Below are 22,627 nucleotides of genomic sequence, written 5' to 3'. Positions count from 1 at the left end.
GGTAAAGATTTGGAAACAGTACGAAAAAACACTGGTCTCAAATTGTTAATGGTTCTTGGAACTGCTTGGCTATTTGACGCTGCTGATGTGGGATTACTATCTTTCATCATGCCATTGATCAAAAAAGAATGGGCACTAACACCGGGACAACTTGGTTCAGTCGGTGCCATCACAACTGTTGGTATGATGATTGGGGCAATTTTGTTCGGTTATCTAGCTGATCGTTTTGGTAAAAAGAACATCATTATTATTACATTATTGGTTTTTTCAATTAGTAACTTAGGTTTAGCATTAACTCAAAACGTTTATCAATTCATGATTATTCGTTTTATTACTGGTATCGGATTAGGTGGGGAGCTACCAGTTGCAGCAACAATTATCGCTGATTCATTCTCCGGTGATAAACGTTCGAAGATGCTAATTTTAGTAGATAGCTTCTGGGCTATTGGTTGGATTTTCGCATCATTACTAGCATTCTTGTTCATGCCAATTTATGGATGGCGTCCAACTGTAATCATCACTTCATTAATGGCACTTTATACTTTAGTATTGCGCCGTCATTTATCTGATGAGCATAATGTTAAGAACAATAAATTAAATTTAAAAGTATCATTAGCACAAATATGGTCACCAGAATTCCGTCGTGCGACAATTTGTTTAAGTATTTTATGGTTCATAATTATGTTCGTATATTACGGACTATTCCTATGGCTACCTAGTGTATTAATTGCTCGTGGTTTTTCAATGATCCACAGTTTTGGATACACTTTAATTACTAGTTTTGCCCAATTACCTGGATATTTCTTAGCTGCCTTTTTGATGGATAAGATTAGTCGTAAAAAAGTTCTCTTCATTTATTTATTAGGAACATTGATAGGATCATTCTTATTCGCCACAGCCAATTCATCAGGTATGGTAATCTTCAGTAGTATTCTCCTCTCCTTCTTCACCTTAGGTGCATGGGGAATTATGATTGCAATGACTCCGACACAATATCCAATCACTCACCGTGGAACCGGAATTGGTTTCACTCAAGCCATCGGTAGAATCGGTGCAACAATTGGACCTTATTTAATCGGTGTATCATTAGGATTAAAAGTAAGCATTACAACAATCTTCTTCTACTTCGTAATTGCTCTAATTATCGGATTGTTAATTACAACTTTCGGATTAAAAGACAACGACCAAGTCGATCAAGCTAGATAAACAACAACCAGCTAGATATTCGAAGACAGTGCACTCCGACTTTTCGAATTGTTAACTCTAATTAACAGAATATTAACTGGAAGACGAAAAGAATCACAATTTCATTATTGTGGTTCTTTTTTGTTCTCACCTATTCTGACCCCAGAACGAAATGAAAGAATTGACATGCTGCAATATTCAGCAAAACCAGCCGGAGGTCGAAAACGTTGAGGCAAGCAGTGAAAGTACTGTTGGCGATTTATCGCTTACAGTACTGGACGACTTTTAAGACTTGCGAGAACCATGCAAGGCTTAAAATCGAGCCCTGAGACCTCGGCTCAGGGCGGTCCCACAGCAGCCTCACCGTTTTCGACCGCAGGCGGCATATCCCCACTCTCATAATACTTATCCCAATTATTAGAAAACTAAACTAATTTTCTGAAAATGAATCCTTAAAACCCCGACATGGCACTATTCCTAAAATGATAAAAATTAGAATTATCATTAAAAAAAGCTTGTCATTTGCCACATAAGAGTGTACTGTGGTTATTAATTCTCGTACTAATAAAAATTTTAGTACAGAGTTATAAATCAGATATCAAAGAAAGGATGATCCTAATGAATGTTGGTCTAGTCGGAGTTACCGGATATAGCGGTAGCGTTCTTTTTGAATTATTGTTACGACACCCTAACGTTGATCAAGTCAACTTATACGGACACGCACAAACTGAAGCACAATCTCTAGAAACGGTAATGCCTCAACTGCGACGACGCGATAACATTTTGCCTTATAATCCTGCTGATATCATGAAAAATAACCAAATGGTCTTTTTCGCAACATCTGCCGGTGTAACTACTGAGTTAGCTAAGCCTTTTATCGATGCTAACTTCCCAGTAATTGATTTAGCCGGTGACTATCGGTTGAAGTCACGTGACGTTTACAAGAAATGGTACAAGAAAGAAGCTCCAAGTACTGAATACTTGAACAAGTCACATTATGGATTAACAGATTTTACTAGTTCTAAGGGAGAAACTTATGTTTCAAACCCTGGCTGCTATGCCACTTCAACAATTTTGGCCTTAGCTCCACTAGTACAAAATCATTTAATTGACCCTACTTCAATCGTGGTGGATGCCAAATCTGGTACTTCCGGTGCGGGAAAGAAATTGACTCAATTAACTCATTTCAGTCAAACAAATGAAAATCTGCAACTGTATAAGGTAAATCAACATCAACATATTCCAGAAATTGTTCAACAATTACAAGAATGGGACGAGAACGTACCTTATATTCAGTTCACAACAACCTTATTACCACTAACTCGTGGAATAATGGCCAGTTGCTACGCAAAGGCAAAATCTGACGTAACTGAAAAAGATGTACGGGATGCTTTCGTCCGAACATACTCAGATGACACCTTTGTAAATGCTACTGAAGGAGTTTTCCCAGCTTTGAAACAAGTTGTCGGAACTAACTTCTGTGACATCGGTTATCAATTAAACCCTGTTACCCATCAAATCGTAATAGTTAGTGTTATTGATAACCTCCTAAAAGGTGCCGCTGGACAAGCAATCCAAAACTTTAATCAAATGTTTGGTTTTGAACCAGAGACAGGATTGAACCTAATCCCTGTACTACCAATTTAGGAGGAATTTTTTTATGAAGACATCTTCAGAAGACGCAATTGCCTACAATGTTGTGCCCTTTGCTTGGCCAAAGGGCTATCAATCAGATGGGATCCACGCAGGTTTGCGTGAGGGCAAAGACATGGGCTGGATTTATTCCGAGGTACCAGCTCAAGCTGCAGGAACTTATACAACTAACCAATTTCAAGCTGCACCAACGAAACTAACAAAACAAACAATTAACATCAAACATGAACTTCAAGCAGTCGTAATGAATTCAGCTAATGCGAACTCAGTTACCGGCGACCAAGGCATGATTGACGCTAAAAAAGTTCAACAACTCGTTGCTAACAAGCTTAATATTGAACAACAACTCGTCGGAGTTGCTTCCACAGGTATCATCGGCGTACCATTGCCAATGGATATCATGGAACATGGTATTTCAGAACTAGAATTAAAAGACAATACAGATGTCACTAAAGCAATTTTGACTACTGATAAGCATGCCAAAACTGTGTCAGTTCAATTGACAGTGGAAAATAAACCTGTAACTATCTCAGGTTTTTGCAAAGGTTCAGGAATGATTCATCCAAAAATGGCTACCATGCTAGGATTCGTCGTTACTGATGCAAAAATTTCTGATGGATTATTACAACCCATGTTGAGTCACGAAGTTGATTCGACATTTAACCAAATCACCGTTGATGGTGACACTTCAACCAATGACATGGTGGTAACTTTGGCAAATGGTGCAGCGGGTAACACTGAAATCACAGAGCAAAGTGCTGATTATCCCGCATTTGTCAGTGCCTTCAATAAAGTACTCAGTGAACTAGCTAAGGACATCGCCAAAGATGGAGAGGGTTCAACTAAATTAGTCGAAGTAAATGTTAAAAATGCTGCTAACCATGATGACGCACAAAAAGTTTCCAAAGCCATCGTTGGTTCAAACTTAGTCAAAGCTGCTATCTTTGGTGAAGATGCTAACTGGGGCAGAATTATTGCCGCAATTGGTCAAACTAACGCCAAAGTTGATATCAACCACACATCAGTCTGGTTGAACGGGCTAGCCCTTGTTGATAACAGTGCTAGTGCCAACTTTGATGAAGCAGAAATGAAAAAAACACTGGAGAGCAATACAATCACAATTTTAGTAGATTTGAATTCCGGAACTGCTACAGGCCAAGCTTGGGGCTGTGACCTCACTTATAATTACGTCCGAATTAACGCTTCATACAGGAGCTAATCAACTTTCGAACAAAAATTTAAGTATGAGGTGAAATATTATGAAGGAAACAATTGTTATTAAAATAGGTGGAAACGCGAGTGATCAATTGCCAGAAACTTTCTTTACTCAATTGAAAGATTGGTGGAAGCAAGGTAAGCAAATTTTAATTATTCATGGTGGAGGTCCACAAATTTCACAATGGAGTGAAAAGATGCACCTCTCAGTCAAAAAAATTGATGGTATTAGAGTTACAAATTCCGATACATTGGATATTACAAAAGCTGTTCTTCTCGGAATGGTTCAACCAAAACTTTGTCAATTTGTAAATAATGCCGGATTACCTGTCATCGGCATGAACGCAAGTGACAATCACTTACTCCAAGGTAAATATTTAAACCAAGAAGAATACGGTGAAGTCGGACAAGTAACTAACATCAATAAAACTTGGCTCAATGAACAATTACAAGATCAAATCGGTATTTTGGCACCTCTAGCACAAACTGCAGATGGGCATTGGCTAAACGTCAACGCTGACATGGCTGCAGCCACGATTGCCATTCAATTAGGCGCAGAATCATTGGTTCTGTTGACCGATGTACCAGGAGTTTTGAACTCCGGCAAAGTAGTTCCCCAACTAACAGAAACAGACGCAAACAAGCTGTATCAAAAAGATATTATTAAGTCAGGTATGATGCCAAAAATTCAAGCTTCATTCAAAGCTTTGAAAAACGGTGTCAACCAGACATTTATCACTAACGACTTAGGCCGTCCGGGAACACAATTTCAATACAACACAACAGTATAAAAAAATTCTGGAGGCTCACTATGGAAAATGTATTCCCAACATATTCACGTTTCCCCTTCGATTTAGTTGAAGGACACGACGTATTTTTAACAGATAATAATGGAAAAACTTATTTAGATTTTACAAGTGGAATTGGTGTTTGTAGCTTTGGTTACAGCAACGAGCTCATTCAAAAGAACGTTGAAGACCAAGCTAAGAAAATTTGGCACACTTCAAACTTGTACGAAAGTGCTATTCAAGACAAAGTTGCTGGCCAACTAACAAACGATGACCAATTAGCTTTCTTCTGTAACTCAGGTACTGAAGCTAACGAAGCAGCCTTCAAATTAGCACGTAAATACAGTGGCAAAACAACCGTCTTAGCTTTTAACAATGGATTCCATGGACGTACCTACGGATCAATGTCGCTAACCGGCAATCCTGATATTCGAGTAGGATTCACCCCACTAGTACCAGACGTTAAATTTGCTGATTATAATGACGAAAAAGCTATTTCGAAAATCACTTCCGATTTAGCTGCCGTAATCCTGGAAGTTATTCAAGGTGAAGGTGGAGTCGTTGTAGCTGACAAATCATGGTTAGCAGACGTTCAAAAAGCATGTAAAGAAAACGATGTACTCTTAATTATCGACGAAGTCCAAACTGGAATTGGTCGTACAGGTACAAAATTCGCTTATGAACAATTCGATTTAGATCCAGACATAGTTACTTCAGCTAAGGCTTTAGGGAACGGAACACCAATCGGAGCAATGATTGGTAACAAGAAATTAGCGAGCGCTTTTGGACCAGGAACTCATGGCACGACTTTCGGTGGTAATAAACTATCAATGGCAGCCGCAAGTGGAGTTCTGGAACAACTCACTCCTGATTTCTTGAAAGAAGTACAAGCAAAGTCCAAGCTACTTTGGGAAAAATTGAATACTGAGATCAAACCTTTACCAGTGGTTACAAGTATTACTGGATTAGGATTTATGGTCGGAATTCATTTGGACGAAAAAGTACCTGTTGGCGATGTAATTGGTCAACTCCAAGATGCTGGATTGCTTACTATTTCGGCTAAACACAATACGTTGAGATTGTTACCTCCTTTGATAATGGATGAGTCTAATATTACAAAAGGTATTGGGTTAATTAAGTCAGTTTTAGATAATTAGTGATCTTTGATTCCGACTACGAAGAAAAATAGATTTTAGGCCTGGAACGTACTGGGCACGATTTGAAACCATCTCAAAGTACGAGATGTTTCCAAACTCGGCCTTTGAGGTAAGTTGGGACAATTCCCCAACTAACTCAAATCTCAGTACTGAGGCCAAATCTATTTTTCTTCTCCGTCTAGATAGAATCTTCTTATCTAAAATAGGTATAATTTTATTGTTAAGCATAGTTTTACTGTTAAATATAATTTCATAGGCTGGAACATTAATTTGTTCCAGCCTATTTTTCTCCAAAATTTTGGATTTTACAAAACTCTTGACGTTTTATACATATAAAAGCGTTTTCAAAACTGTATAATTAAAGTACTTAGTATTTTATGCTTGTTACTCTTGGGCTCTTTTGACATGCTTCAAACTTGGAACATCAATGAATTGGATGTTGTTACATTCGAATAAGATTGAGTATCAGTCGGAAGAGCTGGAAAATATTTTTTGGCAGTGAAAGTGTAATAAGCACGGACGATTCTTCCGTGCTTATTACACCGGGCGAGTTTGGAGACTTGTCGAACTATACAAGGCTTCAAACCTAGGGCCGAGGCCGCACTTTGGCTCGGGCCGTCCCGCACAGCCAAAAAAATATTTTCCAGCTCTGGAGACGGCATGTTTAGCAAATACAACACAATATATACACGGGGATTTTATTATGATTGCTGTTTTAGTTGGTTTGATAATCGGTATTTGGCAACCTATTCAAACTAGTATAAATTCTAGATTGAAAGTTTCCATAGGCTCGCCTTATCTAGCTTCACTCTTTTCCTTTGGAACAGGGACAATTTTGCTCGCATTGTTTAACTTTTCCATTTATCACACAATGGCACTGTTTCCGAGTGAATTATTCCATACACAACCAATCTGGTTTTGGATTGGTGGAGCTTTTGGGGTTATTTATTTAACCTCAAATATTTTGTTGTTCCCAAATCTAGGTAGTGTTCAGACTGCCATTATGCCCATTTTGGGACAAATAATGATGGGATTATTGATTGATAATTTTGCTCTATTCGGCTCCATGCATCAGCCATTCACTTGGATAAGAGCTATCGGTGCTTTGCTAGTTGTTGCGGGTGTCTTTGGTGCAGTTGCGCTAAATACTTACCTGACCGAAAGAAAATTAAAAAAGAAACAGCACCATGCTAAAGGTTTGATGTTGTGGCGTTTACTTGGTATCGTTGCTGGTATGTTTAGTGCCACTCAAACTGCTATTAATGGACACGTTGGTACGGTCGTTGAATCAAGTTTGAAATCTGCTTTCTTATCATTTTTTGGAGGGACAATCACTTTATTCATAATTGTATTAATCTTGCATCCCCCATTGAAGTTAGAAAAAGCTGCTGGTGGAAATCCTTGGTGGATGTGGACTGGTGGAATCATTGGAGCATTTTGCGTCCTTGGTAATGCCTACATCGTTCCCATTGTCGGAACAGGATTAGCTGTAGTTATCATCTTAGTTGGTGTTACAACCGGAAGTTTGATAATCGACCAATTTGGAATTTTGGAATCCAAGAAAAATCCAATTACAATTATTCAAATATTAAGTTTGCTCGTCATGATACTTGGTGTTGTGATGATAAGACTTTACTAAGAAAAAGAGTTCGGATCATTAATTTGATCCGAACTCTTTTATTTGTGCATTGCTGTATAGCAAGCGAAATCTTTGTGGCGTATCACGCATTTTCTTAGTAAATACCGTTGAAAAATAGTGAATTGAATTGAATCCAACCTTCCTAGAAATGTCCGTAACCGACATGGTTGAATCACTTAGTAAATTAGCGGCGTATTCAATTCTTGTTTGCTGAATAAAATCATTACAAGTATATGGTTCAAATTGTTTAAATAGTCGAAAAATTTGACGTCGAGAAGTAAAAAATTCTTCAGCAATCTTATCAATCGATAATTGTTCTGAAATATTTTCCCTAATATATTTTTTGATATTGCGTAATAATTCAGTCTGATTTGTCACGGCCACTAACTTATCAGAAATTCGTTGCCCATTGTTCTCACGATCAATTACCAGCTGACATACCGAGTCAGATAACGTTTGCATAGATACAGCACTCATATCGTCATTCTCGTCGTACACCAAGGTCAAATTTAGCAATGCTTCCCAAGTCAAGGTTATTGGGTCTGTATCAGATAGATTAATCACTGGCGTTTGGCAATTTAATGAATACAAATCCCAGCCATTTATTATCTTTGGAACAAATGAAAAATAAACCAAACTCATCCCCGACTCACTATCCATTCTGTGGACAGTCTTTGGATGAGTGAAAATCAAAGAATTTTTGTGAAGTGGATACTCCTTATCATGTTCATAATAAGTTCCGTCTCCGTTAGTTATCAAAGTGACTTCAAAAAAATAATGGGTATGATTCTGGGTACCAAAATGGTGCTCCAATGCTCCCCAATAAGGAATATCAAGTTTAGCTTCTTGAAAGTTGATATTCTTAATAATCTTATTCAATACAACTTTTGAAAAACAAACATTACTATATTCCATATTTGTCACCTATTTTAGAAACACATTTTCTTGAATTTACTTGGCGTCATACCAATCTCAGATTTAAAAATCTTTGTTAGATGTGATGTGTCATTGAATCCACATGTTGCCGCAATTTCGGCAACACTCATATCTGGTTGTGTGGTCAGTAGCCGTTGACTATGAATAACTCTGACGGAAATTATGTATTGGTGAATACTATTATTCGTATACGTTCTAAAATCTTTTGCCAGTAAAGACGAACTAACGCCTAAATATCGACAAATATCTGCAGTCGTAAGCTTCTCATCAAAATGATCATCAATATAATGAAGTGCGTCCTCTACAAGTTTGGGAGTTTGGTGCAAGGTCGACTTATCAATTTGAACCACACTAGAAGTATTACTCAAATTAATTAAAAACTTGTATATCAAATCCGAATACGTTTCCTCACGATCAGAAATTATTTGTGATCTGAAAACTTCAAAAATTTCATAAATATTATTCTCAATATCTTTATTAGCTGTGAAGATATTGGATCCATCTGAGGTTATGTAATCATATAGGAACTGAGCTTGATTCCCATTAAAGTGGAAAAACGTGAAGTGGCAATTAGTACTAGTAAAATATCTATTTCTTTCTTTACAGTCTAAAATAACGACCGAGCCTTTTTTGGCGATTCTCGTTTCATCGTTAGGAAATTTGACTGACAGCTCGCCGTCCTGAATATACATAACCAAAAAAGAATTCATATAATTTCTGTCGATACTATAAGGATATGAAACTTTATATTCGGCACCCCAAAGAGGATAGTAATATATTTTTTTGGCCTTATTAGAAGGATTATTGAAATAAATACCGCGTAAGCACTCTTTTCCTTGCTCATTTACAGGAAAATATTGCGAAAAATCATCCATCATATTTGCTCACCTCATATGTTCATTATATATCAATCTTAAGAAAACGTTAGATTTTTTGGCAAAATAAGTAGATATATTTTCCTACCCGATTTTACAATTGAAAACGCTATTATATCAGTATATTGCCATTTATACAGTAACTTAAGCAATTCTATTTTATGGTCAAATATACAATTTTTAAATCGAATTGTACATTGAACCATTTTCACATAGGCAGTATTCTCAGTCATGTAATCAAGTTATCCAAACAAAACAGGAGGTTTCATTATGACTTTAAATATCGGTATTATCGGACTCGGATTTATGGGTTCTGACCACGTAAAGAGAGTTGCTCAAAGAATTAACGGAGCAAAACTAGCAGGTGTTTGTGACCTTAAAAAGGATCTTGCAGAAAAATATGCTAAGGAATATGGAGCAAAAGTTTTCGACAATGGTATCGACTTAATTGATTCACCAGATATTGATGCAATCATGGTTGTTACTCGTCCTCACGAAACACACGAACAATTTGTTATTCACGCAATTGAAGTTGGAAAGTTTGTATTCTGTGAAAAGCCATTAACATTAACAGCCGCTGGATGTCAAAAGATTATTGACGCCGAAGTTAAAGGTGGAAAGAGATTAGTTCAAGTTGGATTCATGCGTCGTTACGACCCAGGCTACATGGAAATGAAGAAAGAAATTGACGCTAACGAATATGGTGAGCCATTACTAATCCATGCTACACATAGAAATGTTTCTGTTGATGAAACATATGACACATCAATGTCAATCATTGAAACAGCCATCCACGAAGCTGATGTATTGCACTGGTTACTTGGTGAGGATTACGAATCAGGTACAACATTCCTTCCTAAGAAACAAACTAAATACACACACTCCAAGTTACACGATCCACAAATTATCACTTTGGATACTAAATCAGGTGTTCACATCGATTTGGAAGTCTTCGTTAACGATCAAATTGGTTACGATATCAACTGTGAGGTTGTTTGTGAAGACGGAATCGTTCGTTTAGGAACACCTTCAGTAACATCAGTTAAAACAAATACATTAAAGAATCAAACAAAGATTCCAGTCGACTGTACAGAACGTTTCAAGACAGCTTATGACAACGAATTACAACACTGGGTAAATGACGTACAACAAAACAAAGTTACTGGTCCTTCATCATGGGATGGCTTAGTAGCAATGGTTACATGTGATGCCTTAGCTAAATCACGTGATAACAATGCTGAAAGAGTTGCCATCAAGTTACCTGATAACAAACCAGCAATTTATGAAGATAAAGTTACACAAAATGCTTAATTGAGGAGGTAGATTTTTTATGAAATTAGCTTATGATCCATCCATGTTTCGTGATAATACTTCATTTCACGACATGATTGAAAAAACCGCTCGCTTAGGATACAAATACATCGAATTGTCTCCTCGCTCAGACTTTATCTGGTTCTATCAGTATCCTAAAGTAAATTCAGAAATGATTAAAAATGTTAAGAAATGGCTATCTGATGCTGGTGTAGAACTTTCGTCAGTCTTGCCTGTTCAACAATGGTCATCACCAGATGAACAAGAAAGACAAGCAGCCGTTCGCAATATGCGTCGGACAATCGAAATTACCTCTGAGCTTGGTGTTGATACACTCAACACTGAATTCTCAGGCGACAAGCAAAACCCAGTGGCCTCAGAAGGTCAATGGTACAAGTCAATGGAAGAATTAATTCCTGACTTTGAAAAGAACCATATCAAACTAGAAATTCAAGCACACCCTAACGACTTTATTGAATCAAGCAACGAAGCTGCCAAATTGATTCGCTCATTGGATAAAGATTGGGTTTCTCAAGTATGGTGTTCAGCCCACGCCTTCTACTCAGATGGAGGAATTGGTGACGTAACTAAACAAATCCACGACAGTGCAGACGTCTTAACACACATCCTAATTGCCGACACTCTTAACTTTAAGAGCAACTTTGGATTACGTTATATCATCAACCCACCCGGGGCACCAGTAACAATTCACCAACACTTAAATCCTGGTGAAGGTGAAGTTGACTTCCCTGCAATGTATAAAGCTTTGAAGGACATTAATTTTGACGGAATCGTGACGAATAATGTTTTCGCATGGCCTGACAAAGTTGATTGGTCAAACGAAAAGACATTACCATCAATCAAAAAAGGTTTAGGACTCTAGAATAATTTCCTTGTGTACAACTTAAAAAAATTTAAGGAGGATTTTACATGATTTCAACCGAAAGATTTTGTTTAAACAGAAAAGCCGCTCCCGGAATTAAGCTTGATAAAACTTTAGACTTAATTAGTTCATTGGGTGTTAAAAACATTGAACTCCGTAATGACTTGTATGGCGCTCCTGACAATAGTTCGATCATGGACAACATGAGTAATGCTGATGTCAAAGCTGGTCTACAAAAAAATAATGTAAGTATCGAAACTATTAATGCTATCGGTAACATGGACAAACGAAGCATGGTTGATGAAAATATTAAGAGCCTAACTGAAATGCTTGAAATGACCAAGGACTTGGGCCTTAAGAACTTTGTCTTCTGCCCTGTCAGATCAACTGACGACACAAGAAGTGCCGAAGAAAAGAAATCAGAGGCAATTGCTAACGTCAAAGAATATTCAAAAGTTTTGAAGAAGTATAACGTTAACGGACTCATTGAACCATTAGGCTTTACCGACAGTTCACTCAGAACTCCTTGGGAAGGCCAAGCTGTTATTGACGGCGCAGGTGTTGATAATTTCAAGCTTGTCGCTGATAGTTTCCACTACTATCTTGCCAATGTAACTGACCAACAATTCAAGGAAAAAGTTAATATCGACTATATTGGTTTGGTACATCTTAGCTCCGTATTCGCCAACAAGAAACGTGACGATTTGGATGACCAAGATAGATACATGCTTGGTGAAGACGATGTTATGCAGTCAGCCGAGCATGCACAAAAGATCGAAGCTAGTGGATATAAAGGAATTTATGCATTCGAACCATTCTCAGATGACCTCAAAGAGTGGAACGAAGCAAAAGTTAAGAACGAACTAGAAAACAGCATCAAATTAGTCAGAGATGCCGAAAACACTCTAGTATAGAATTTTCAGCCATAATGAACTCCCAATTAGATTCTCAGATGATGATAAAATCTGAGAATCTTTTTTGTCCAAAATTAATGTCACTATTTTGTAAATAATGGTCGTTTTGTTCTAAAGATTAATAGTCATAATCATGGTAAATTGAACTTGTGAATTAATTAATAATCATTTATGGAGGTTAATACTAATGGAGTTATCATACATTTCAGATAGTTTGGGCTATTTATCTTTTACAGGCATGTTAGATAAAGTTAAGTCCATGGGTGTCACAAATTTAGAAATGACAACTGGTGGATGGTCACCAGCACCACATCTAGATCTCGATGGATTGTTAGCAAGTGAAACCGCTCGCGACAAGTTTAAAAATGAATTAGATAAACGTGGTATGAAACTAATTGCTTTGAATTGTTCAGGAAATCCACTTGATCCCGGACCAATGGGAGCAGAGCACAGAGCTGTCACCGAAAAAACTTTCAAATTAGCAAAAATATTTGGAATAAAGAAGATCATCATGATGAGCGGCCTTCCAGCAGCAAGCCCAGAGGATAAGGTTCCTAATTGGATTACTTATACAGTTAGCTGGCCAGAGTCACTCAAAAAGAATTTAGACTATCAGTGGAATGACGTAGCCATACCTTACTGGAAAGGGTTAGTAAAACTCGCTGAGCAATCAGGTATTGAAAAAATTGCTCTTGAGAACTTCAGTTCTCAACTAGTTTACAATCCTGATACACTCTTCAGACTACGTGACGCTGTCGGCCCAATGGTCGGATTAAACTTAGACCCTAGTCATTTGATTTGGATGGGTGCCGACCCTATTGCTGCAGCACGTGAACTAGGACCAGCGATTTATCACGTCCACGGAAAAGACGTCCGCTTAGAACGTGGCAAAGTCGATGTAAATGGAGTCCTCGAAACTAAACCTATAGATGAAATAGCCGATCGCGCTTGGAATTATGTAGCAGTTGGATGTGGCCAAGCTCTTCAATGGTGGAAGGAATTCTTCTCAGTTATCAGAATGACTGGATACAACGATTACGTTTCCCTAGAAATGGAAGATTTGACTATGAGTCCAGAAGCTGGAGTTAGAACTTCTATAGATGCAATGCAACAAACACTAAGTAAATAAAATAATATGCAAATTAGGAAAGGATGTATAAAGATGGTTGTAAATGTTGGATTAATTGGTGTTGGAGCTATTGGAAAAGTTCATATTGAAAGAATGCAAAACAGAATCAGTGGCGCACAAGTTGTCGCTGTTTGTGATCTCCCAAAGAAGGAAGCAGAGACTAAACAAATCGCTAAAGAAATTGGTGCAGAATATTTTTCTGATGGCTTTGAGCTAATAAAAAGCGACAAAGTCGATGCGGTTGTAATTACAACTAATGACCCTGCACATCCTCAATACACTTTGGCTGCAATTGAGGCTAATAAACACGTCTTTTGTGAAAAACCAATGGCCGTTGACCCCGCTGACTGTATCAAAGTTATGGATGCAGAAATGAAACACGGTAAACGACTGGTCCAAGTTGGATTCATGCGTGCCTTTGATCGCGGATATGATGAAGTAAAGGCAGAACTCGAGAGTCACAAATACGGTGACCCACTTCTACTCCACTGCACACACAGAAACCCTTCTGTCGGAACAGAATATGACACTCCTATGGCAGTTGAAAACACTGCTGTTCACGAAATGTTTACCTTACCTTGGCTACTTGGGGAAAACTTCATTAGTGCCAAAGTAACACTACCAAGAAAGCAAACTAGAAACACTCACAGCAACTTACACGATCCACAAATGATTTATCTCGAAACCGAATCTGGTGTTTTAGTTGACCTCGAAGTCTTCGTTAATTGCCAATGGGGCTATGATATCAACTGTAAAGTTGTCTGCGAAACTGGTGAAATCAGCTTATTAGATCCCCATTATCACGAAGTCAAAACCGCAAACCAAGATTCAGTTCCTATTTCTGAAGACTGGAGTGACCGTTTTATCCAAGCTTATGACTCAGAGTTCCAATCATGGACAAACTCAGTAATTGCCGATAAAACAAGTGGTCCATCAGCTTGGGATGGATATTGTGCCTCAGTATCAACCGCTGCAGCTTCAAAATCTCGTGAAACTGGAAAGACCGAATCAATCAATTTAATCGATTGCCCCGATCCTGAATTTTACGGCGTAACAAAAATTAAGAAAACCGTTTAGAACCAGCTTCAAAGATCTTAAGTAAGAACTACCCTAGTCATAATTAAGTAAACTCCCAGAAACCTGTGACATATGCCACAGGCTCCTTTTTGCTTCCATTCATTTACAATTAAATCAGTATTATCATCGTCTAATCGCACTTCAAATATGAAGCATCTCATGCACATATGGAAGCCTAAATACAATTCCCTCAACGATTACCTATTGCTCAAGGAAAACCTCATACATCAATCAACAGGCGATTTAACAGGCCACCTAATTATTATATAAGACAAAAAAATCCTCCCAAGCTATAAACTTAGGAGGATTTTCTTTAGACTCAACAATGAATCTATTAAAACTACAAAATCAAAGAGTTGAACTATTTGTCATACTTATTTCTAAAGTATTTTTCAATTTCTTCAAGAGGTACACCCTTTGTTTCTGGAACTCTGGCTGCGACGAAAATAATTCCGAATACACAGCATGCAGCAAAGATATAGAAGGTATAAGCCATATTCCATTGAAGAAGAACTGGTGAAAGTAATCCAACGAAGAAGTTACCTAACCAGAGAACGAAAATTGTAACACCTGTACCGATTCCACGATATCTTTGTGGGAAAATTTCAGAATTGATCAACCAAGTAACAGGACCTAATGTTCCTTGGAAGAAGATAATATAAACATAAACTAGGATAACAATTGTAATTCCGGCCCAGCTTGCGCTAGCAAATGCAGTGTGAATAACACCAGCAGCAACTAAGGCAAGTCCACAAATTGTAAGTCCAGCAAATTCAAGTTTCTTTCTACCTAGCCAATCAATGGTGAACATTCCTAACACAGCACCAACGATTGAGAACAAACCATTACCAGTGTTTAAAAGAGCGGCAGTAGTTGTGCTAAATCCTGAGTCAGAAATGATTTGACCACCATAATACATGATTGAATTAATACCAGCAAACTGTTGGATTAATCCTAAGACTGAACCAGTAATAAGAATTTGAAGAATCCATTTTGTGCTAACAAGTTCTTTAAATGTAGCTTGTTCTGCAGATTCTGCTTTATCTTGAGCATCTTTGTCCTTGATTTCCTTCATTTCAGGATCAACGACAGCAGCAGCTCTGATACGTCTTAATACGTTTAAAGCTTTATCAATTTTACCTTGTGATACTAACCATCTTGGTGATTCTGGAACAAGATACATACCTAACCATAAAACAATGGCAGGAATCGTACCTAAACCTAACATCCAACGCCAGATGGCAGCATTTCCTGAGCCAAGTGGAGTTAAGGCAGCGTTGACACCAAAGGCAACGAACTGACCTGTAACAATCATAACTTGAGCAGTGGTAACCATCTTACCACGTAGTTCTGAAGGAGCAATTTCAGCGATATAAACTGGAACGTTAGCTGAAGCTGAACCAACGGCTAAACCTAGTAAAAATCTAAATACGATTAAAATTGCGATGTTAGTAGAGAATGCACATCCAAGTGCACCAATAGAAAAAACGATACCAAGAATAGTAAGGATTTTCTTTCTACCAATTTTATCAGCAAGTGGACCACCAAAGATGGCACCAAATGCAGCACCTAAAGTTAATCCTGAAGAAACAATACCTTGTTGAAAGGCATTTAAGTCTAATTGACTCTTATCAGCGATAAACACAAGAGAACCGTTAACGATACCTGTGTCATAACCGAATAGTAATGAACCCATGGCAGCAATAAATGTGGCAGCCCACAAAAATCCACTGTGGTTTGATTCTGATTTTTTAGTAGTAGTACTAGTATCCATTGTTAAGCCTTCTTTCGTTAAGAGATTGGATCATTCTACTAATTTATAATTTGATATTTACCAATTGGCCTTCATTTGCAGACTCTTGGCATGCCTTAGCAATCTTGAGTGCTTTAATTCCATCTTCAACCGTTACTTCTGGTTGAGTACCTTGTTCAACATTATGAACAAAGTCTTGAACCTCATCAGTAAAGGCATTATCAAATCTCTCTCCGAAACTTTGAAGTGATGGTTTAGTGACCCCATTTTCACTAAAGACTGTAACTCGGTTCAAATCTGGATGTTCACCGACTCTTAACCATCCATCTGAACCCATAATTTCTAATTCAACTTGATTACCATGTGCCGCATGTCTTCCGCCAATGAGGGTAGCAATTACGCCACCGTCCATTTTAAGTTGTGCAACACCAGTCTCAAATTCACCAATTTTTTCAAGCTCTGGAGCAGCAATGTTACTTGTTATTCCATATGCCTGAACTGGTTCTTGGTGTGTAAACCAGCGGATTAAGTCGACATCATGAATATTCATATCAACGAAGATACCACCTGAATCAGCTTCAGTTGCGAACTTTGTAAAACTTTCCATGCCTGAAATAGGATCAATTCCGTATCCACGCATGTAAATGATTTTCCCAATTTTACCTTCGTCAACTAGCTTCTTCGCATAACGATATGATTCGTCATATCTACGCATAAATCCGCTTTGGAACACTTGTTTTGGATGCCGGTTAATTACTTCTGCCATCTTGTTTACTTCATTAAGATCAAGTCCCAATGGTTTCTCACAAAAGACATTTAATCCCGCATTCATAGCATAAATTGTCATTTCAGGATGAAATGGTGTTGGTGCAACAATAAATACTGCATCGATGTCTTCTTTATCGATCATCTCTTTGTAGTCTTTATATGTGTTAGCAACTCCCAAATCATCGTGAGCCCATTTCAATTGTTCATCGTCCAGGGCACAAGCTGCGATTAAGTCAATTCCCTGAATCTTTTCAACTAAGTGACGAGCATGTCTCGAACCTAATCTACCTAAACCTATGATTCCTGCTTTTACTACAGTGGCTTGTTTTGACATAGTGTTTCTCCCCTAAAATTTTATAGATCTCTATACAGATTTAACTGCACTGTTTTCTTGATAAAATTCTGGTGTGTCTGGGAAGTCTAAGTCTTGTGTTGCGCCATCTTCATTCAATGACTTGATAGCTGCATCAGCTGTAACAGCGGCGATGTATCCATCCCATGATGAAGGTCCAACTGGTGATTGGTCTTGTGATACATGGTTGATAAAGTCTCTGAATTCAATATCATAAGCACTTTCAAATCTTGCTTTCCAGTCTGTCAAAATAGCTGTGCTGTATTCAGCATTTAATCTTGTTGCTACTTGTGGAACTGTTGGTAATTCAAGAACTCCTTCTTCACCGATAACATCACATTTAATGTCATAACCGTATTGGCAACGAACGAAGACTTCATTAATAATGTTGATTCCCGTCTTTGTTGTAATCATAACGATTTGTGGATCTTGGATATTCTTGTTTTGAACATATTTAGTTTGTTTTGGACTGAACACACGAATGTTAGCGTATGAGTCGTTTACCAACCAGTGGTCAATATCAATTTCGTGAATAGCAGTTTCAATAATTGAACGTGTTGAATCATATTCCTCTGGTTGTGTTTGGTTGTAGTGACGTTGGTCCATCATAAGTGGTTTACCAATAACACCGTCATCAATCATTTTCTTCATTTGTACATATTCTGGTGCATAGTGACGCATGAATCCAACTTGCAACATTCTACGGCCAAGCTTTTCTTCAGCGTTGATAATGTCCATACATTGTTTAGCATCCAAAGCCAATGGTTTTTCACAGAATGTGAACTTGCCAGCTTTAAGAGCTGCCATAACGATTTCATAGTGAGCTTCGTTGTTTGCTGTACATACAACAACTTCAACATTAGGATCATTAATCAAATCGTGATAGTCACTATAGTCTTTTGCTTCAAGTCCTTGCTTGTCTAATTGTTTTTGAGCTTTTCCAGGAACAATATCACAGACAGCAGTTACATCAACGTTAGCAACAGTCTTTGTTAAACGGTGCAAATGATCAGATCCAATAAAACCAATTCCGACGATACCTACTTTTGTTACGTGTGTTTCAGCCATAATTACATTCTCCTATTTGTTAAAAAATTTTTTGTATAGTAAACTCCCAAATTTATATACTTACGAATAAATCCTATTGAACAGTTTGTTTGAGCAATTCATCTTCAATATACTTGTGTGCTTTTTGTGCATATTCCAATGGGTTTGCTTTGTCTGGATCTTGTTCAGCTTCAACTACAATCCAGCCTTTGTAGTTGTGATCAACTAATTCTTTGAATACTGGTTTGAAGTCTAAGTCTCCGTCGCCAGGAACAGTGAACATACCATTTAAGAATGATTGTTGGAAAGTCATACCTTTTTCACGGCATTCCTTCTCTTTTGCTAAACGAACATCCTTGAAGTGAACGTGGACAACACGGTCAATGTGATCTTTTAGAAGTGACATGTAGTCGCCATCTGAAACTGCAATGTGACCTGTGTCATATAGAAGTCCAACTAGTTTTGGATCTGTGTTAGCCATCAAACGGTCTGTTTCTTCCTTTGTTTGGATAACAGTTCCCATGTGGTGGTGATATGCGACCTTGATACCATACTTAGCAGCAATCTCACCATAGTGGTTCAAGCCTTTACATACTTCATCCCATTGAGCATCTGTCATATGAGCTTTGTCAGTAAAGATGTTCTTTGAGTCTGATTGTTGAATTGTATAAGTTTGTTCTGAAACAACAGCGATTGGTGCATTAACTGCCTTCAAGTATTGACAGTGCTTTTCAAAAGCTTCACTAGCTTTTTCAATACCATCACGAAGGATGAAACTACTGAACCATTGTCCAGCAATTTGTAGATTTCTTAGTTTTAATTCGTAATTCAATTTGTCCGGTCCAGGGAAGAAGCCACCTATTTCTGTTCCTTGGAATCCAGCAACAACGATGTCACTTAGTAGTTGTTGTAAGTTGTTGTCTGCACCGATTGAAGGAATATCATCATTTCTCCAACCAATTGGAGCAATTCCCCATTTAATATCATTCTTAATATCTGAAGCCATTATCTATACCTCCTCAAAATTTTGAACTGAATTAACCTTTTCAGGCTTTCCACTATTCAATGATTTCTTAGCTGCTTGAGCTAATCTAATTGCTTTGATTCCGTCCTCGAATGAACATTCAACTTCGTGATTTCCACGAACTGCATCAAGGAATGATTCAAGTTCTGTCTTATAAGCATCAATATATCTTTGTAAGAAGAAGAACGTTGGCTTGTCAGCGCTTACATCATCCTTACCAGAAAATGTTGTTGTGCTATCCAAAACATTGTCTGCTTTAGACATCCCTTTTGAACCAAATAACTCAATTCTTTGATCATATCCATAAACAGCTTGACGACTGTTATCAATAACACCCATCATGCCGTTCTTGAATTGCAAGGTAATAATTGCGGTATCAATATCGCCTGCCTCACCAATCTTTGGATCAACCATTACGTTCCCAGCTACATAAACCTGATCAACTTCTGCATCAGTAATAAATCTAGCCATATCGAAATCATGAATTGTCATATCCATGAAAATACCGCCGGAACGTTTTACGTAATCCATTGATGGTGGTTCAGGGTCTCTTGATGTAATCTTTAAAATTTGTTCATCCCCGATATCACCGTTCTCACGATGATCAACGATGCGCTTGAAGTTTTTATCAAATCTTCTATTGAATCCAACCTCAAACTTAACGTTGCATTTCTTTACAGTTTCAAAAGCTTCCATAATATCTTTGTCATTGAACCCAACTGGTTTTTCACAGAAGATATCTTTTCCGGCCTTTGCAGCTGCAATTGTCATTTCTGGATGAAGATCAGTTGGTGTACAAATCATTACGGCTTGTACTTCTGGATCATTCAGAATTTCATGGTAGTCAGTCACAATTTTTTCGGCCTCACTATATTTAGCTGGCCATTCATCAGTAGCAACAATATCGGCAATGTACTTAATAGTAACGTTAGAAATACGTTTTAAGTTCTTATAATGTACGTTTCCGATACGTCCCATACCGATAATACCGATTGTGACGTTCTCATTTGTGAAACTTGTGCTTTTCTCCACGATAATACCCCTTTCATCAACATTTCGGTGCTGAACAATCGCTTGTGAAATAAACTTTCTATTTATCGATTACTAAATATCGATTACCACGCTTCATCCCTGTGTACGATACCAGAATATCCGCTAACTCAACCTTTGTCAAGGGTATTTGTGATAAAAATAACAAAATTAACCGCTTTCAGAGAAAGTGTTGACATTCACAATCTATCGTGAAATAATAACTGTCGTAGTACATGGACACTTTGTGTAATGGATAATTTGATTCAAAATTTACTATTAAAAGTTATTTCGAAGCCGTTACTCACTGTATCTAATGCAGTTGTTCCATTAATTAGTAGTATTCGGGGTGAGTATGATGGCCGATAAAATTGGGGTGAATGTAATGACCGAAAAAGATTTCGTTCAGGTTGTTAAGCCACGAGATGTTGGCAAGCAAGGAAGTGAGAAAAAGAAAAAAACTAAAGCGGAGAAGCATTTAAGAATGATCGCTACTATCTCTACTTTAGGTGGTTTGTTGTTTGGTGTTGATACGGGTGTTATTAATGGTGCTATTGGATATATCGCATCACCACAGGAATTAAACCTGTCACCAAGTAATGAAGGATTAGTCACCAGCGGTATCACTTTAGGTGCAGCCTTTGGTGCAGTAATTGCTGGTAGGTTATCCGATAAAATTGGTAGAAAAAGACTTCTCTGGTATCTATCAATTCTCTTCTTTATTTTTACGATTCTATGTGCAACCGCCAGAACCGCGACCGCACTTATCATTTTTAGAGCACTGTTAGGTTTAGCAGTTGGTGGCGCTTCAGTAATAGTTCCTACCTATCTAGCAGAAATTTCTACACCAGATATTAGAGGCCGTGTCGTTACTCAAAATGAGTTAATGATCGTTACCGGGCAGCTTCTTGCTTTTATCGTTAACGCAGGATTAGGAAACTATTTCGGACATATCTCAAGTATTTGGAGATACATGATTGCTTTCGGAACTATTCCTGCAGCCGCCTTGTTCCTTGGAATGTTTTTAATTCCCGAGTCTCCAAGATGGCTTGTAATGGTTGGAAAGAATAATAAAGCTCTCGAAGCACTCAGTGGAATTAGAAATACCAAAAAAGACTGTGAAAGTGAGATTAGCCAGATTCAAGATGCACTAGAACAAGAATCTGAAATCAAACAAGCCACAGTCAAAGATTTAGCAACACCTTGGATTCGTAGATTAGTCTTAATCGGAATCGGCCTAGGTGTTATGCAACAATTTATTGGAATCAACATAATGATGTATTATGGAACGACGATTCTTCAACAATCAGGTTTTTCACACAACGCAGCCTTGATTGCTAATATCTTCAACGGTATTGTTTCGACAGTCGCAACCATTATTGGTATGTCATTTATGAACCGGGTCAACCGAAGAAAAATGCTAATGACAGGTATCATTGGTACAACAATTTCATTAGCACTGATTTCAATCGTTTCAGCAACATTATCAAATAGTAGCTTCTTACCAATCGCCGTGATTCTTTGTACCATGCTATTCTTGGGATTCTTCCAAGGATTCATTTCACCACTCGTTTGGTTGCTACTATCAGAGATCTTCCCTCAAAACCTTCGTGGCTTAGGAATGGGAATCTCATCGTTCTTCCTATGGTTCTCTAATTTCTTAGTTGGATACTTCTTCCCTGTACTATTAAGTGCAGTCGGAATGACATTTACTTTCTTGATTTTCGTAGGATTTAATATTCTATCTTTCTGGTTTGCATATAAATATGCACCAGAAACAAGAGGTAAATCGCTTGAACGTATCCAGATGGAATTTCAGTACGGTTCTTCTTCAGGTGTTAACCCCGAAGATAAATAAAATATGTTAATTAAAATGAAAAGGATGAGTATAT

Annotated in this window: 19 protein-coding genes; 12 read left to right on the top strand and 7 right to left on the bottom strand. The window is 37.8% G+C overall.

The genetic code is table 11. The features are described from left to right. The first annotated feature begins 48 nt into the window (after positions 1-48). The 6 genes from ABM34_RS10325 to ABM34_RS10295 all read left to right on the top strand — a co-directional run bounded on the left by ABM34_RS10325 (position 49) and on the right by ABM34_RS10295 (position 7,637). A complete protein-coding gene (locus tag ABM34_RS10325) occupies positions 49-1,206 on the top strand; it encodes an MFS transporter (RefSeq protein WP_048706537.1) in 1,158 nt (385 codons plus the stop codon). A gap of 597 nt (positions 1,207-1,803) precedes the next feature. Beyond that, positions 1,804-2,832, top strand: coding sequence for an N-acetyl-gamma-glutamyl-phosphate reductase (argC, locus tag ABM34_RS10320; protein ID WP_048705537.1), 1,029 nt, complete (start codon positions 1,804-1,806; stop codon positions 2,830-2,832). Positions 2,833-2,845: 13 nt separating this feature from the next. Next, a complete protein-coding gene (argJ, locus tag ABM34_RS10315; protein ID WP_048705536.1) occupies positions 2,846-4,057 on the top strand; it encodes a bifunctional glutamate N-acetyltransferase/amino-acid acetyltransferase ArgJ in 1,212 nt (403 codons plus the stop codon). Between the two features lie 40 nt (positions 4,058-4,097). Beyond that, entirely contained in the window at positions 4,098-4,844 is a 747-nt protein-coding gene (gene argB / locus ABM34_RS10310) for an acetylglutamate kinase (RefSeq protein WP_048705534.1), read from the top strand. A gap of 20 nt (positions 4,845-4,864) precedes the next feature. After that, the gene (locus ABM34_RS10305; RefSeq protein WP_048705533.1) at positions 4,865-5,998 is read left to right on the top strand and encodes an acetylornithine transaminase; all 1,134 of its coding nucleotides are present in this window, start codon (positions 4,865-4,867) and stop codon (positions 5,996-5,998) included. Positions 5,999-6,701: 703 nt separating this feature from the next. Next, positions 6,702-7,637, top strand: coding sequence for a DMT family transporter (locus tag ABM34_RS10295; protein ID WP_048705530.1), 936 nt, complete (start codon positions 6,702-6,704; stop codon positions 7,635-7,637). An 18-nt stretch (positions 7,638-7,655) separates the two neighbouring features. On the opposite strand, the gene ABM34_RS10290 is transcribed toward ABM34_RS10295, so the two are convergent. Both ABM34_RS10290 and ABM34_RS10285 read right to left on the bottom strand, forming a co-directional pair. Then, positions 7,656-8,552, bottom strand: a complete 897-nt coding sequence (locus ABM34_RS10290) for a helix-turn-helix domain-containing protein (protein ID WP_048705529.1) — start codon at positions 8,550-8,552, stop codon at positions 7,656-7,658. A 14-nt stretch (positions 8,553-8,566) separates the two neighbouring features. Continuing rightward, positions 8,567-9,451: a helix-turn-helix domain-containing protein gene (locus ABM34_RS10285; protein WP_048705527.1), complete on the bottom strand. Its 885-nt coding sequence runs from the start codon at positions 9,449-9,451 to the stop codon at positions 8,567-8,569. A 267-nt stretch (positions 9,452-9,718) separates the two neighbouring features. Here ABM34_RS10285 and ABM34_RS10280 point away from each other — a divergent pair, with 267 nt between their 5' ends. The 5 genes from ABM34_RS10280 (at position 9,719) to ABM34_RS10260 (ending at position 14,762) form a co-directional block, all read left to right on the top strand. Then, on the top strand, positions 9,719-10,759 hold the full coding sequence (locus tag ABM34_RS10280) for a Gfo/Idh/MocA family protein (protein ID WP_048705526.1): 1,041 nt from the start codon (positions 9,719-9,721) through the stop codon (positions 10,757-10,759). Positions 10,760-10,778: 19 nt separating this feature from the next. Then, complete coding sequence (locus tag ABM34_RS10275) at positions 10,779-11,642, top strand: sugar phosphate isomerase/epimerase family protein (protein ID WP_048705524.1); 864 nt, start codon at positions 10,779-10,781, stop codon at positions 11,640-11,642. Between the two features lie 47 nt (positions 11,643-11,689). After that, complete coding sequence (locus ABM34_RS10270) at positions 11,690-12,556, top strand: sugar phosphate isomerase/epimerase family protein (protein ID WP_048705522.1); 867 nt, start codon at positions 11,690-11,692, stop codon at positions 12,554-12,556. Between the two features lie 187 nt (positions 12,557-12,743). After that, entirely contained in the window at positions 12,744-13,685 is a 942-nt protein-coding gene (locus ABM34_RS10265) for a sugar phosphate isomerase/epimerase family protein (RefSeq protein ID WP_048705520.1), read from the top strand. Positions 13,686-13,718: 33 nt separating this feature from the next. Then, positions 13,719-14,762 (top strand): Gfo/Idh/MocA family oxidoreductase, encoded by a 1,044-nt coding sequence (locus tag ABM34_RS10260; protein ID WP_048705518.1) that lies wholly within the window; start codon positions 13,719-13,721, stop codon positions 14,760-14,762. Between the two features lie 361 nt (positions 14,763-15,123). Here the strand turns inward: ABM34_RS10260 and ABM34_RS10255 are convergent, their stop codons facing one another. From ABM34_RS10255 to iolG, 5 genes are all read right to left on the bottom strand, one after another. Continuing rightward, the gene (locus ABM34_RS10255; RefSeq protein ID WP_048705516.1) at positions 15,124-16,536 is read right to left on the bottom strand and encodes a sugar porter family MFS transporter; all 1,413 of its coding nucleotides are present in this window, start codon (positions 16,534-16,536) and stop codon (positions 15,124-15,126) included. Between the two features lie 43 nt (positions 16,537-16,579). Further along, on the bottom strand, positions 16,580-17,617 hold the full coding sequence (locus ABM34_RS10250; protein ID WP_048705514.1) for a Gfo/Idh/MocA family oxidoreductase: 1,038 nt from the start codon (positions 17,615-17,617) through the stop codon (positions 16,580-16,582). 30 nt (positions 17,618-17,647) lie between these two features. Beyond that, a complete protein-coding gene (locus tag ABM34_RS10245; protein ID WP_048705513.1) occupies positions 17,648-18,703 on the bottom strand; it encodes a Gfo/Idh/MocA family protein in 1,056 nt (351 codons plus the stop codon). A 73-nt stretch (positions 18,704-18,776) separates the two neighbouring features. Then, complete coding sequence (gene iolE, locus ABM34_RS10240) at positions 18,777-19,688, bottom strand: myo-inosose-2 dehydratase (RefSeq protein ID WP_048705512.1); 912 nt, start codon at positions 19,686-19,688, stop codon at positions 18,777-18,779. A gap of 3 nt (positions 19,689-19,691) precedes the next feature. After that, entirely contained in the window at positions 19,692-20,738 is a 1,047-nt protein-coding gene (gene iolG, locus ABM34_RS10235) for an inositol 2-dehydrogenase (RefSeq protein ID WP_083988308.1), read from the bottom strand. Positions 20,739-21,120: 382 nt separating this feature from the next. Here iolG and ABM34_RS10230 point away from each other — a divergent pair, with 382 nt between their 5' ends. After that, a complete protein-coding gene (locus ABM34_RS10230; protein ID WP_048706534.1) occupies positions 21,121-22,593 on the top strand; it encodes a sugar porter family MFS transporter in 1,473 nt (490 codons plus the stop codon). Positions 22,594-22,627 lie beyond the last annotated feature (34 nt).

Source organism: Companilactobacillus ginsenosidimutans, from assembly GCF_001050475.1.
Classification (GTDB): Bacteria; Bacillota; Bacilli; order Lactobacillales; family Lactobacillaceae; genus Companilactobacillus; species Companilactobacillus ginsenosidimutans.
The sequence above is the reverse complement of the archived record's forward strand: the minus strand, read 5'-3'. Positions and strand labels throughout refer to the sequence as shown.